Source organism: Caulobacter sp. (assembly GCF_965279145.1).
In the GTDB taxonomy this organism is placed as follows: Bacteria; Pseudomonadota; Alphaproteobacteria; order Caulobacterales; family Caulobacteraceae; genus Caulobacter.
The window spans coordinates 3,765,213-3,778,946 of the sequence record NZ_OZ257139.1 but is presented as its reverse complement, the minus strand read 5'-3'; the positions used below and the strand labels follow the sequence as shown (position 1 = coordinate 3,778,946).

Annotated in this window: 11 protein-coding genes and 1 pseudogene; 10 read left to right on the top strand and 2 right to left on the bottom strand. The window is 67.9% G+C overall.

Annotated elements, in window-relative coordinates:
• The first annotated feature begins 55 nt into the window (after nt 1–55).
• The 3 genes and pseudogenes from parE to ACQY9P_RS17605 all read left to right on the top strand — a co-directional run bounded on the left by parE (nt 56) and on the right by ACQY9P_RS17605 (nt 5,479).
• Complete coding sequence (gene parE, locus ACQY9P_RS17615; RefSeq protein ID WP_421737919.1) at nt 56–2,158, top strand: DNA topoisomerase IV subunit B; 2,103 nt, start codon at nt 56–58, stop codon at nt 2,156–2,158.
• A 203-nt stretch (nt 2,159–2,361) separates the two neighbouring features.
• Nucleotides 2,362–2,456: pseudogene (locus tag ACQY9P_RS17610) on the top strand (hypothetical protein); the annotation flags it as partial.
• 755 nt (nt 2,457–3,211) lie between these two features.
• Nucleotides 3,212–5,479, top strand: a complete 2,268-nt coding sequence (locus ACQY9P_RS17605; RefSeq protein WP_421737920.1) for a DEAD/DEAH box helicase — start codon at nt 3,212–3,214, stop codon at nt 5,477–5,479.
• 135 nt (nt 5,480–5,614) lie between these two features.
• Here the strand turns inward: ACQY9P_RS17605 and ACQY9P_RS17600 are convergent, their stop codons facing one another.
• Entirely contained in the window at nt 5,615–6,796 is a 1,182-nt protein-coding gene (locus ACQY9P_RS17600) for an NAD(P)/FAD-dependent oxidoreductase (RefSeq protein WP_421737921.1), read from the bottom strand.
• A gap of 78 nt (nt 6,797–6,874) precedes the next feature.
• On the opposite strand from ACQY9P_RS17600, the gene ACQY9P_RS17595 reads away from it, so the two are divergent.
• The 5 genes from ACQY9P_RS17595 to ACQY9P_RS17575 all read left to right on the top strand — a co-directional run bounded on the left by ACQY9P_RS17595 (nt 6,875) and on the right by ACQY9P_RS17575 (nt 11,315).
• A complete protein-coding gene (locus ACQY9P_RS17595) occupies nt 6,875–7,147 on the top strand; it encodes a hypothetical protein (protein WP_421737922.1) in 273 nt (90 codons plus the stop codon).
• A complete protein-coding gene (locus tag ACQY9P_RS17590) occupies nt 7,144–7,428 on the top strand; it encodes a type II toxin-antitoxin system RelE/ParE family toxin (RefSeq protein WP_421737923.1) in 285 nt (94 codons plus the stop codon). The genes ACQY9P_RS17595 and ACQY9P_RS17590 overlap by 4 nt, the downstream gene beginning before the upstream one ends.
• Nucleotides 7,429–7,514: 86 nt before the next feature.
• The gene (locus ACQY9P_RS17585; protein WP_421737924.1) at nt 7,515–8,861 is read left to right on the top strand and encodes an Hsp70 family protein; all 1,347 of its coding nucleotides are present in this window, start codon (nt 7,515–7,517) and stop codon (nt 8,859–8,861) included.
• A gap of 176 nt (nt 8,862–9,037) precedes the next feature.
• Nucleotides 9,038–10,636: an ice nucleation protein gene (locus tag ACQY9P_RS17580; RefSeq protein ID WP_421737925.1), complete on the top strand. Its 1,599-nt coding sequence runs from the start codon at nt 9,038–9,040 to the stop codon at nt 10,634–10,636.
• A 154-nt stretch (nt 10,637–10,790) separates the two neighbouring features.
• The gene (locus ACQY9P_RS17575) at nt 10,791–11,315 is read left to right on the top strand and encodes a hypothetical protein (RefSeq protein ID WP_421737926.1); all 525 of its coding nucleotides are present in this window, start codon (nt 10,791–10,793) and stop codon (nt 11,313–11,315) included.
• On the opposite strand, the gene ACQY9P_RS17570 is transcribed toward ACQY9P_RS17575, so the two are convergent.
• Complete coding sequence (locus ACQY9P_RS17570; protein WP_421737927.1) at nt 11,312–12,217, bottom strand: LysR substrate-binding domain-containing protein; 906 nt, start codon at nt 12,215–12,217, stop codon at nt 11,312–11,314. The two genes, ACQY9P_RS17575 and ACQY9P_RS17570, sit on opposite strands and share 4 nt — an antisense overlap.
• A 113-nt stretch (nt 12,218–12,330) precedes the next feature.
• Here ACQY9P_RS17570 and ACQY9P_RS17565 point away from each other — a divergent pair, with 113 nt between their 5' ends.
• The gene (locus ACQY9P_RS17565) at nt 12,331–13,029 is read left to right on the top strand and encodes a pirin family protein (RefSeq protein WP_421737928.1); all 699 of its coding nucleotides are present in this window, start codon (nt 12,331–12,333) and stop codon (nt 13,027–13,029) included.
• Nucleotides 13,030–13,117: 88 nt separating this feature from the next.
• Entirely contained in the window at nt 13,118–13,717 is a 600-nt protein-coding gene (wrbA, locus tag ACQY9P_RS17560; protein ID WP_421737929.1) for an NAD(P)H:quinone oxidoreductase, read from the top strand.
• The last annotated feature ends 17 nt before the right edge of the window (nt 13,718–13,734 follow it).

The following is a 13,734-nucleotide window of genomic DNA, read 5'->3' as shown; positions in this document are numbered from 1 at the left end:
CCGGACTCCGGGAAGCCCATACGGAGCTTCCACAGAATCGACGCATGTTCCCGTAATGTCCTCCAAAGACGATCCCAACTCCCTGTTCTCGCTCTTTGGCGACGACGCCCTGTCGCCGCCGCCCGCCGCGCCGCTGCCGGCTCGTGAGCCGCACGTCGAAGCGCCCGCCCGCGCCGCCGCGCCACCGCCTCCGACCGTCGCACCCGCCGCCTCGCCCCCGTCGTCCGGCGGCTACACCGCCAGCGACATCGAGGTGCTGGAAGGCCTGGAGCCGGTCCGCAAACGCCCCGGCATGTATATCGGCGGCACCGACGAGCGGGCCCTGCACCATCTGTTCGCCGAAGTGCTCGACAACTCGATGGACGAGGCCGTGGCCGGCTTCGCCAAGACCATCGAGGTCAAGCTCGACGCCGACGGCTACCTGTCGGTCAAGGACGACGGCCGGGGCATGCCCGTCGACCCGCACCCCAAGCATCCGGGCAAGTCGGCCCTGGAAGTGATCATGACCGTCCTGCACGCGGGCGGTAAGTTCAGCGGCAAGGCCTACGAGACCTCCGGCGGTCTGCACGGCGTCGGCGCATCCGTCGTCAACGCCCTGTCCGAGCGGGTCGAGGTCACCGTCTGGCGCGACGGCTTCGAGCACCTGCAGGTGTTCTCGCGCGGCAAGCCGCTGGGTCCCGTCGAGAAGATCGGCCCCAGCAAGAAGCGCGGCACCATGGTGCGCTTCATCCCCGACGAACAGATCTTCGGCGAGGGCGTGGCCTTCAAGCCGGCGCGCCTGTACCGCATGGCCCGCTCCAAGGCCTATCTGTTCCGCGGCGTGCAGATCAAATGGTCCTGCGCCCAGGAACGTATCCACGACCAGACGCCCGCCGAGGCCGTCTTCCACTTCCCCAACGGCCTGGCCGACTTCCTGGCCGAGCGCACCAAGGGCCTGGAAACGGTCACCCCCGACAGCTTCTCGGGCCGCATCGAGCGCCAGGGCGAAGCCGGCGCCGTCGAATGGGCCATTGCCTGGACCCCTCGCGGGTTCGGTGAGCACGACGGCTTCATGCAGTCGTACTGCAACACCGTGCCCACCCCCGAAGGCGGCACCCACGAAAGCGGCCTGCGCGCCGCCCTGACCCGGGGCCTCAAGGCCTATGCCGAGCTGAAGAACGAGAAGCGCGCGGCGATAATCACCGCAGACGACGTCATCGCCCAGGCCGGGGCCCTGATCTCGGTGTTCATCCGCAACCCGGAATTCCAGGGGCAGACCAAGGAAAAGCTGTCGTCGAGCGAAGCCCAGCGCTTCGTGGAAGCCGCGCTGCGCGACCCGTTCGACCACTGGCTGACCGCCTCGCCCAAGAACGCCCAGGCCCTGCTCGACTTCGTCATCGACCGGGCCGAGGAGCGCCTCAAGCGCCGCAAGGACAAGGAAGTGTCCCGCGCCTCGGCGACCCGCAAGCTGCGCCTGCCCGGCAAGCTGGCCGACTGCGCCGGCGGCGCCGTCGACGGCGCAGAGCTGTTCATCGTCGAAGGCGACAGCGCCGGCGGCTCGGCCAAACAGGCCCGCAACCGCAAGAACCAGGCGATCCTGCCCCTGCGCGGCAAGATCCTCAATGTCGCGTCTGCCACCGGCGACAAGATGAGCGCCAACAAGGAGCTCTCCGACCTGATGCTGGCCCTGGGGGCCCAGGGCGGCAATCGCTACAAGGAAGAAGATCTGCGCTACGAGCGGATCATCATCATGACCGACGCCGACGTCGACGGCGCCCACATCGCCTCGCTGCTGATCACCTTCTTCTATCGCACCATGCCCGACCTGATCCGCGGCGGGCACCTGTTTCTGGCCCTGCCGCCGCTGTACCGCATCAGCCATGGCGGCAAGACCGAATATGCCCGCGACGACGCCCACAAGGACGAGCTTCTGGCCACCGTCTTCAAGAACAAGAAGCCCGAGATTGGCCGCTTCAAGGGTCTGGGCGAGATGATGGCCTCCCAGCTGAAGGAGACCACCATGGACCCCGCCGTGCGCACCCTGGCCAAGATCACCCTGCCGCGCTCGGAAGAGGCCGTGGAGTCGCTGGTCGAGACCCTGATGGGTCGCAAGCCCGAACTGCGCTTCCGCTTCATCCAGGAAAACGCCGAGTTCGCGGTGGCGGACCTGGACGTCTGATCTCGATCCTCCCCCGCCGGGGGAGGTGGCCCGGAGGGCCGGAGGGGGCTCGCTCTGAAATGGCGGCGATGGCCCCCTCAATCGCTCCGCGACAGCTCCCCCAGAGGGGGAGCCGCTACAGGTTCGCGACCTCACGCGAAATCTCGCTGAGTTATCGGGAAGGGTCGCGGAGCGTCCGGGCTCGCCCGGAATGAATTAGAATAACCGTTTCGACGAAGCCGGGCGCTCCGCGTCATCGTTATCCGCCAGCGTCCCGCCAGGCGGCCCTGTTGAGGCCTTAGCAGAAACCGAACCGCCCTGTTTCCAAAGCAGCCCGGCGGTCGAAGCACGAGGGCCGAAGGCGTCTCCCGTGTGTCTCTTCGTCCACGCCGACGGCGGGCGGGTCCTGCAACGCCAGGATCCCCGGACGCGCTTCAGTAACCCCCTGAAGCCCAGCCCCGCTCGATCACCCCCCGCCGCCGCCATGGTCGCTGACCTTGCGCCCTTTCCTCGCGACGAGGTGGCTACAGAATACGGGAGGTTTGAGCGCGGCTGCGTCGATTGTCCGGGTGCTCGTACAGGTCCTCCCCCTAGCGGGGGAGGCGATCGCGTAGCGATCGGAGGGGAAGTGCTGCTGAATCAATGCGGTGCTCCCCCACCGGCCTCCGGCCGCCTCCCCCTTCAGGGGGAGGACTTGGGGCGTCAATCCCCGTGCCCATTCGGGGATGGCGCGATCGCTATCCCCATACCCCGCGAGCGTCCCGCAGAGGGGGCCAGCGCCGTGGGCCAAGTGAAACACGGGTCCAAACGAGCTCCACGGCGTTCACCATACGATGCGGCGAATCCGCCGCACACCGTCAGAATTTCCCGCGCGCCCTTGCAATCCCGACCAGTTTAGCCTCCTTAAGCGGCCCATCGGACCTCTTTTCGCCCGCGCCTCATCGGCAAGGCGACCAAACAGGTCTATATTTCATGAGATAAGACCAAGAACACGGTCCATTTGGGGGTCGTATTTGGTCGTGGCGCGGGCCGCACGTGTGTGTGTGCCGTCCGCTTGAACCGAATTGGACCTATATGCCCTTCCCCGCCTCCCACCCCGCTCTTGAGCGGGCTCTTGCTGCTCAAGGTTACGCCGAACCCACCCCCGTCCAGGCCGCCGTGCTGGAAGCCGACGCCGAAGGCCGCGACCTCTTGGTCAGCGCCCAGACCGGCTCGGGCAAGACCGTCGCCTTTGGCCTGGCCGCCGCGACCACCCTGCTGGGCGACGCCGAAAAGTTCGCCAAGGCCGGCCCGCCCATGTGCCTGGTCATCGCCCCGACCCGCGAGCTGGCCATCCAGGTCAATCGCGAGCTGACGTGGCTGTACGCCGACGCCGGCGCCGTGGTCGTCAACTGCGTGGGCGGCATGGATGCTCGCCGCGAGCAACGGGCCCTGAACTGGGGCGCCCACATCGTCGTCGGCACGCCCGGCCGTCTGCGCGACCACATCGAGCGCGGGCACCTGGACCTGTCGGAGCTGAAGGTCGCCGTCCTCGACGAGGCCGACGAGATGCTCGACATGGGCTTCCGCGAAGACCTGGAATTCATCCTCGACGCCGCCCCGGCCGAACGCCGCACCCTGCTGTTCTCGGCCACCCTGGCGCGCGAGATCGTGCAGCTGGCCAAGAGCTATCAGAACGACGCCCTGCGCATCGACACCGTCGGCCGCAACGAGCCGCACCGCGACATTGAATATCGCGCCGTGCGGGTCGCGCCCAACGAGATCGAGCACGCGATCGTCAACCTGCTGCGCTATTTCGAAAGCCCCGGCGCCCTGGTGTTCTGCAACACCCGTGAAAGCGTCCGCGCCATGCACAGCAAGCTGCGCGAGCGCGGCTTCGCGGTCGTCGGCCTGTCGGGCGAGCTGTCGCAACGTGAACGCGCCGACGCGCTGCAAGCCCTGCGCGACGGCCACGCCCGCGTCTGCGTCGCCACCGACGTCGCCGCGCGCGGTCTTGACCTGCCGGACCTTGGCCTGGTCATTCACGCCGAACTGCCGGTCAACAAGGCCACCCTGCTTCACCGTTCGGGCCGCACCGGCCGGGCCGGCAAGAAGGGCGTCTCGGCCCTGGTCGTGCCCTATACCCGTCGCCGCAAGGCCGAGCAGTTGCTGATGGCCGCCGGCGTCGAAGGCCACTGGGGCGGCGCCCCGACCGCCGACGAGATCCGCGTCAAGGACACCGAGCGCCTGCTGGACGATCCGATCTTCTCCGAGGTCTCGACCGAGGAAGACACCGCCCTCGCCGAAGTGATGCTGGAAAAGCGCACGCCGCTGGAACTGGCCTCGGCCCTGATCCGCACCCGTCGCGCCAAGCTGCCGGCGCCGGAAGAAATCTATGACGATCCGCGCCACGGCGCCGATCCGGGCCCGCGCGGCCGCGAGCCGCGTGAACCCCGCGAATTCGGCGGCGACCGCGACTTCGGCGGTGACCGTCCCGAGCGCGAGCCGCGCGCCGACATGAGCGGCGCCGAGTGGTTCCGCCTGAACACCGGTCGCCGCAACAACGCCGACCCCAAGTGGCTGATCCCGCTGATCTGCCGCCTGGGTCACGTGACCAAGAAGGACATCGGCTCGATCCGGATCTTCGACTACGACACCAAGTTCGAGATCTCGGCCGAAGCCGCGGTGAAGTTCGGCGCGGCCGTTCAGGCCACCGTCCGTGACGACGTCGCCATCACCCCGACGGCGGCCCCGGCCGCCCGCGAAGCCGGTCCGCGCAAGGATTTCGCCCCGCGCCCGCCGCGTGACAACGACGCGCCGCGCGAGTTCAAGCCGCGCCCGCCTCGCGACGACGCTCCCCGCTCGCCGCGCGCCAACGCCCCGGGCTCCCGCGACCACACCCCGCGTCCATCGACCTATGGCGACGACGGCTTCAGCAACGCCAAGCCCTACGGCAAGGGCGAGGAGCCCAAGGGCGACTACAAGGCTCGCCCACCCCGCGACCGCGACAACGCCGCGCCGCGCGACTTCAAGCCGCGCACCGAGTTCAAGCGTGACGACGCTCCGCGCGACTTCAAGCCCCGCGCGCCGCGTGATGACGCGCCTCGCCCCTACTCGCCGGCCGACTCCGAAGGCGGCGCCAAGCGCGCCTACAAGCCCCGCACCGAAAGCCGCGACGCTCCGCCGCGCGACTTCAAGCCCCGCGGCGCGCCCAAGGCGTTCGGCGACGGCGCGCCCAAGGGCGCCTATGTGCCCAAGCCGCGAGGCGAAGGTCCCGCCAAGCCGTTCAAGGGCCCCAAGCCCTTCAAGGCCAAGGGCTTCGACGGCGGCAAGCCGGCCGGTAAGCCGTTCAAGAAGAAGTAGTTCCGGATAGCAAATCCTCCCCCTCACGGGGGAGGTGTCCGCGAAGCGGACGGAGGGGGAAGTTCTGTTGGCGCACGGCCGACTACCCCCTCCGGCCCTTTCGGGCCGCCTCCCCCTTCAGGGAGAGGACTTTTCTTAGACCGCCTGCCCGGCGCTCCAGCCCGACGCCCAGGCCCACTGGAAATTGAAACCGCCCAGCCAGCCGGTGACGTCCACCACCTCGCCGATGAAATAGAGACCAGGGACCTCCTTGGCCTGCAGGGTCCGCGAATCCAGGTCGTTGGTGTCGACGCCGCCCAGCGTCACTTCCGCCGTGCGATAACCTTCCGAGCCGACCGGCTTGAAGGTCCAGGCATTGACCGACGCGGCCAGCCGGCCCAGCGTCTTGTCCGAACAATCGGCGATATTGCCCTGCGCGCCCTCGTCATCGGAGACGATCTGCGCCACGCGCTGCGGCAGCAGGGTGGCCAGGACGGTCGACACCGCCCGGCGCGGCGTGGCGGTGCGCGCCGCTTTCAGGGCAGCCAGGGCGTCGACGCCCGGCGCCATGTCGACCCGGATCTCGTCGCCTTCCCGCCAGTAGGAAGAGATCTGCAGGATCGAGGGGCCCGACAGACCCCGGTGGGTGAACAGCATGCCTTCCTGGAACTTCGTCTTGCCGTGGGCGACCACGGCGTCCAGCGCCACGCCTGACAGCGGGACCAGCCGTTCCAGGGTCTTGACCTCGAAGGTCAGCGGCACCAGCGCCGGGCGGGTCTCGACAACGCCCAGGCCGAACTGCCGGGCGATCTCATAGCCAAAGCCCGTCGCGCCCATCTTCGGGATCGACTTGCCGCCCGTCGCGATCACCAGGGACTGGCAGCGGACATTGGCGCCGGTGGACAGGGCCAGCTCGAAGCCCTCCCCCTCGCGTGAGACGCGGTCGACGCCGGTCTCGAGCCGCAGCTCGCAATGCGCGGCCTGCATCTCGGCCAGCAGCATGGTGATGATCTGCTTGGCCGAGCCGTCACAGAACAGTTGGCCCAGCGTCTTCTCGTGGAAGGCGATGCCATGCTTCTGGACCAGGGCGATGAAGTCGCTGGGCCGATAGCGGCGCAGGGCCGAGACACAGAACTTGGGGTTGGCCGACAGGAAATTGGCCGGCGCCGCGTGGATATTGGTGAAGTTGCAGCGCCCGCCGCCGCTGATGCGGATCTTCTCGCCTGGATCCTTGGCGTGGTCGATCACCAGCACCGAGCGCCCGCGCTTGCCGGCCTCGATGGCGCACATCATGCCGGCCGCGCCGGCTCCGACTACCACGACGTCGAACTGTTCCAAGACTGTCTTTCCGGCAAAGCGCGTTAAGGGCGATGAGACGACACAAATGTCAATCAAGCCTGCATTGACGCGCGGAACATGCTGGGCGACCTTCGCGACATGGCTGACGGGACAGACATTCATCTGGACGCTACGCGCACGGAACGGCTGAAGGCGGCCGCGGAAGTCGCGGGGCTGTCTCTCGAAGACTACGCCCTCAAGGCGCTGGATCGAGCGATGGACGACGACTGGGCCGAGGCTATCGCCGCCCTCGAAGAGTTCGACAGGACGGGTCACTCGGTTGCCGCTGAAGACGCCCTTCGCCAGTTCCAGGAAGGCCTGACCCAACGCCTGAACGCCCGCCGGTCGTGAAGCGAGACGTTCGGCTGACCGCCAAGGCGGAGAACGACCTCCAGCGACTGCAAGACTTTCTGGCCGACAAGAACCCCGACGCAAGCCTGCGCGCCGCTGCCGCGATCACCGACGCTGTGCTGTCGCTGGCCGAACACGCCGAGCGCGGCTTTATGGGGCCGGCGGCGAACCTTCGACAGATCGCCGTACCCTTCGGCGACTCCGGCTACATCATCCAGTATCGGGTCCAAGCCTTGTCCATAATCGTGGCGCGCATCAAACATGCGCGGGAGCGGCGTTAAGAGGGGAACCTGCCGCCGCACCCTTGAACCTGTCCGTTCCAGGGGCTACCACGCACGCCCCTCACTCCAGCGAACTGGTCCCGCCCATGACGTCCCCAAAGACGTCCCCAAAGACGCCCGTCGCCCAGCCTACGATCGGCATCGATTTCGGCACCACCAACACCGTCGTCTCGATGACGAACGGCGACGGACCCGCGCGCCTGGTCCGCTTCCCGACCGGCGAGGGCGACCTGTTCGCCTTCCGCTCGGCGCTGAGCTTCCACAACCTCCAGGGCCAGGGCGGCGAGGCCAATGAGCGGGTGGTCGAGGCCGGCCCCTGGGCCATCGAGGCCTATGTCGAGGATCCGCTGGAGACGCGGTTCATCCAGTCGTTCAAGAGCTTCGCCGCCAGCGCCGCCTTCACCGAGACCCGCATCCTCAACAAGCGCTATCTGTTCGAGGACCTGCTGGCCGCCTTCCTGCTGAAGGTGCGCGAGCATGCGGGCGACGCCATGTCGGACCTGCCGCCGCGGGTGATCGTCGGCCGGCCGGTCACCTTCGCCGGCGGCAATCCCGACGAGGCCCTGGCCCTGCGGCGCTATGAGGCCGCCTTCGCGCGCCTGGGCTTCACCGACATCCGCTATGCCTATGAGCCGGTCGGCGCGGCCTTCTTCTTCGCCCGCCAACTGAAGCAGGACGCCACCGTCCTGGTCGCCGACTTCGGCGGCGGCACCAGCGACTTCTCGCTCGTGCGGTTCGAGCGCAAGGCCGACGGCTCGCTGGCCTCGACGCCGCTCAGCCATTCGGGCGTCGGCGTGGCGGGCGATGCGTTCGACTACCGGATCATCGACCAGCTGGTGTCGCCGGCCCTGGGCAAGGGCTCGCTGTACCGGGCCTTCGACAACCGCCTGCCCATTCCCCAGCGCTACTACACCGCCTTCGCCCGCTGGGATCAGCTGGCCCTGCTGCGCGCTTCGCGCGACATGCGCGACATCCGCTCGCTGGAAAAGACCGCGATGGAGCCCGAGAAGATCAGCCGCCTGATCGAGGTGCTGGACGACAATCACGGCTATGCCCTCTACCGCTCGGTGTCGGCCCTGAAGGAGGCGCTGTCGGCCCACGAACGCGCCACGTTCCGCTTCGAGGCTGGCTCGATCCTGATCGAGCAGGAGGTCGAACGCTCGACCTTCGAGGGCTGGATCGCGCCGGAACTGACAGCCATCGAAACGGCCGTGGACCAGGCGCTGGCGCGCGCCAATCTGGCGCCCGAAGCCGTGGACAGGGTGTTCCTGACCGGAGGCAGTTCGTTCGTGCCCGCCGTCCGCGACATCTTCCACCGGCGGTTCGCGACCGACCGCATCGAGAGCGGCGGCGAGTTCGAATCGATCGCCTCGGGCCTGGCCCTGATCGGGCGCGAAGACGATCTGGATCTCTGGAGCGGCAAGGTCAGCTAAGGACAGGACGGCTCTCGCCGTCATGCTAGGCCGGGCAAGTCTATGGCCCCCGTCCTGGGTCTACTATGTCGCGTGGACCGAATCTTGAGATCTGCCTAGGGTGATTTCAGAATGCTTCGGAACGGGGTTTCGGCCGTCGTCACGGTCGTCCCCTCCCTTCGATCAGGACGAACGCCTTGCCGATCGCCTATCTCTCGGCCGCCCAGATCTCCGCCCTGTCGGCGCAGATCTTCGACGACCTGTCGACCACCAAGCTGGCCACGCTGAGCAGCACACAGCTTGGCGCGCTCAACGCCAGCTCTGTCGCCGTGCTCGACGCGACCCAGGTCGAGGCCCTGTCGGCCACCCAGGTCAAGGGTCTGTCGGCCACCCAGATCCCCAGCTTCGGGGCCAATGTGGCGTTCAACGCGGCCCAGTTGGCGACGTTCAGCAGCGAACTGGTCGAGGCCCTGACCTCGACCCAGCTGGCCGCCCTCGACGCCGCGCGCCTGGATGCTTTCAGCGCCACCCAGATCGGCGCCCTGTCGGAGACCAGCTTCTCGCGCCTGGACGCCACCCAGGTGGCTTCGCTGGACGCGACCCAGGTCAAGGGCCTCACCGTCACCCAGATGTCCGCCCTGACGGTGACGGATATCGGCGAACTCTCGACCACCCATGTGGCGGCCCTGGGCGCAGAGCAACTGGGCGCCCTCTCGACCACGGCCGTCGCCTCCCTCTCGCTCGACCAGTTGGACGCCCTGTCATCCACACAGATGAAAGGCTTCAGCGGCGCCCAGATCGAGTCCATGAGCGCCGCCCAGGTCAGCGGGTTCGACACCACCCAGCTCTCCGCGTTTTCAGCCGGCCAGGTTGCGGCGCTGAGCGAAACGCAGGTGACCGCCCTCAGCAACACCCAGGTGCTGAGCCTGACGGCAACGCAGCTGGGCGGTCTCAGCGCGACGGGCCTGTCGGCCCTGAACGGCGCGGAAATGGCCGGCTTGAGCGCCACCCAGGTGGCCGGGCTCAGCGTCACCCAGATCCAGAGCCTGAACGCGACAGACTTCGCCGAACTGTCCGCGACCCAGGTGGCCGGCCTGACGGCGACCCAGCTGAGCGGTCTTTCGACCACCAACATCAACGCCCTCACCGCCACGCAGATCGCCGCCCTCAGCAGCACGCAGTTCGCCGGACTGAACGCGACCCAGCTGGGCGGGATGGGCGCCGGCGACTTCGCCGAACTCTCGACCACCCAGATGATCGGTCTGTCGGCGACCCAGGTCAGCGGTATATCGGCCAGCAATCTGTCGGGGCTGACCTCGACCCAGTTCCAGGCCCTGTCGACCACCCAGGTCACCGGCCTGACCTCGACCCAGCTGAGGGGGCTTTCCACCACCGATATCGGCGAATTCTCGACCACCCAGGTCGCCACCCTGACGGCGACCCAGCTTGGTGCCCTGTCGGTGACCAATCTGGCCGCGCTGGACACCACCCAGGTCGGCGCGCTGACCGGCACGGCGATCAAGGGTCTTTCGGCCTACCAGATGCGCAGCCTCAGCCTGGACGTCTTCAACGAACTGACCAGCACCCAGGTCGGCGCCCTGGTCGCTTCGCAGATCGGGGCCCTGTCGACGACCGTGATCAGCGGACTCAGCACCACCCAGGTGGGCTACCTTACGCCCGCCCAGATCCCGGGCCTGACCATCAGCCAGCTTGACTGGCTGTCGAGCACCAATATCGCGGCGATGAGCCCGATCCAGGTCGGCGCCTTCACGCCGGCCCAGGTGGAAAGCCTGTAACGACGCGTCCGGGTCGTCCAAGGCGACGGATGAGTCAGCATCGCCCGCGCGACGGAACAGGGCGCGGGTCATCGCGGAAGCGACCGGGCGCGCCGCCCCTTTATGATCAGCCAGGACGGCCCTATCTTTCGTTCGCGCCGTCAGGAGGCCGTCCATGAAGTCCGCGATGCTCAAGGCAATCCCGCTCACCCTCGTGCTGGCGACGGCCGTCACCGCGCCTGCGGCCCAGGCGCGGCAGGCGGCTCCGATCGGCGCCCTGGGACGCTGGACGCTGGATCTGTCGGCTTCGCGGTTCAACGAGGCCCTGACCGGCGCGGCTCCAACGGCGGCGGAGCTTGATGTCACCAAGGACACCGGCGCGGCCCTGGCCTGGACCCTGGTCGAGGAGGACGCGGAAGGCGTCGCCGCGATCCAGTTCGCCGACGCGCCGCTGGACGGTCGCGCCACGCGGGCGGTGGCCAACATGGCCCTGGTCGAGATCAGCGTGACCCGCGAGGGTCGTAATGGCGTGGTGGTCGTCACCCAAGGCAAGTCCGGACGCCGCCAGTCGATGAAGGTGTGGCTGGCCGACCCCGACACCATCCGGGTCGAGCAGGACGTCGATGGCCAGCCCGGCCCGCCCGATCAGTCGCTGACCTTCCGCCGGATCAAGTCCAGCCAGCCCACCACGACGCGCTAGCGGGTCTTGCCGCTCAGCGTCGCGGTCAGAAACGCCGTCAGCGCCTCGACCCGCGCCGGCCTCGGGCCGCCGGGGGGCATGACCAGATGCAGGGCGATCGGTGGCGGGCTCCAGTCGGGCATCACCGCTTCCAGCCGACCGTCCGCCAGGGCGGCGCCCGCGATGAAGTCGGGCATCACGGCAAGACCCTGGCCCGCGATCAGGGCCGGCATCAGGGCGTCGGCGTTGTTGACCCGCAGCGGACCGGCCGGGCGGATCGAAGCCTCCTCGCCGGCCGCGTTCACGAACCGCCAGGTGTCAGGCGTCGGCATGTAGGCGTAACCAAGACAGCTGTGCTCGGCCAGGTGACCTGGATGGGTCGGGCGTCCTTGTCGGGCCAGATAGGACGGCGCGCCCACCACATAGCGCTTCACCGGTCGCAACCGTCGGGCCACCAGCGAGGAATCCGGCAGGGCCGCGATACGAAGGGCGGCGTCAAAGCCCATGCCGACCAGATCGATCGTGGCGTCGCTGAGATGCAGATCAACGGTGACCTCGGGATACAGGGCCAGGAATTGCGGCAGCACCGGCGCGACGTCCGACAGGCCAAACGACATCGGCGCGGCCAGCCGGACCAGTCCGCGCGGCGCGGCCGACTGGGCCAGGGCCGTGTTCTCGGCCTCCTCGCCTTGGGCCAGCACCCGCGTGGCCGGCTCGACCAGGCTCTGGCCGGCGTCGGTCAGGGCCAGGCGACGCGAGGTGCGATTGAACAACCGGGCGCCCAGTCGCATTTCCAGACGGGTGACGGCCTTGGACACCGTCGCCTTGGACAGGGCCAGTTCGTCGGCCGCGGCTGCGAAGGACCGCAGTTCCACGACCTTGGCGAAGATCGCCAGGCCTTCGAGATCAGGCAATTTGCTCATTTTGGAAACAATGGGTTTCAATAGTTTCTATTTCGATCGTGATCCTGATCGCTATCTTCACCTCAAGCAAGCGACGCCGATGTCGGCGCCGAGGAAAATCAAGGGTTCAGGCCATGATCGATCGCAGACCGTTCGACAAGCTTGGCGGCGCCGACCACGGTTGGCTCAAGGCCAAGCATCACTTTTCGTTCGCCAGCTACTACGACCCCAAGAACATGAACTGGGGCGCGCTGCGGGTGTGGAACGACGACGAGATCGCCCCCAATACCGGCTTCCCGCCGCACCCCCACTCCGACATGGAGATCATCACCTATGTCCGCAGCGGCGCGATCACCCACCAGGACAACCTGGGCAATAAGGGCCGCACCGAAGCGGGCGACGTTCAGGTGATGAGCGCCGGCACGGGCATCCGCCACTCGGAGTACAATCTGGAAGGCGACACCACCCGCATCTTCCAGATCTGGATCGAGCCCAACCGTTCGGGCGGCGCGCCGTCCTGGGGCGCCAAGCCTTTCCCCAAGGGCGACCGTTCGGGCAAGTTCGTGACCCTGGCCAGCGGTTTCGACGATGACGGCGACGTCTTGCCGATCCGCACCGACGCCCGCGTCCTGGGCGCCACGCTGAAGGCCGGCGAAAGCACGACCTACGACCTGGGCAAGAGCCGTCACGCCTATCTGGTGCCGGCCGTTGGGTCGGTCACGGTCAACGGTGTCCAGCTGGACGCCCGTGACGGCGCCGCCATCGCCAACGAGGACGTGATCACCGTCACCGCCCTCGAGGACGCCGAGCTGGTTCTGGTCGACGCAGCCTAGGCGCGGCCGCTTTCTTCAATCCCCGGGCGGGACGAGGCTTCAACTCTCCCCCGCCCAAAACCTCAATTCCCAACCCAAGGAGGCCATCATGGCCAAGGTTCTCGTCCTCTACTATTCGTCCTACGGCCACATCGAAACCATGGCCAAGGCCGTGGCCGAAGGCGCCCGCGAAGCCGGCGCGACGGTCGACATCAAGCGCGTTCCGGAGACCGCTCCGCTGGACGTGGCGAAGTCCGCCCACTTCAAGCTGGACCAGGAAGCGCCCGTCGCCACCGTCGCCGAGCTGGCCGACTATGACGCGGTGATCATCGGCACGGGCACGCGCTTTGGCCGCATGACCTCGCAGATGGCCAGCTTCCTCGACCAGGCCGGCGGCCTGTGGGCCCGCGGCGCGCTGAACGGCAAGGTCGGCGGCGCCTTCACCTCGACGGCCACCCAGCACGGCGGCCAGGAAACGACGCTGTTCTCGATCATCACCAACCTGCTGCACTTTGGCATGGTGATCGTCGGCCTCGACTATGGCCACGCCGGCCAGATGACGATCGATGAAGTCACCGGCGGCAGCCCCTATGGCGCCACCACGATCGCCGGCGGCGACGGATCGCGTCAGCCCAGCGAGAACGAACTGGTCGGCGCCCGCTATCAGGGCCGCAAGATCGCCGAGACCGCGATCAAACTGCACGGCTAGGCGCTCACGCGCAAAAA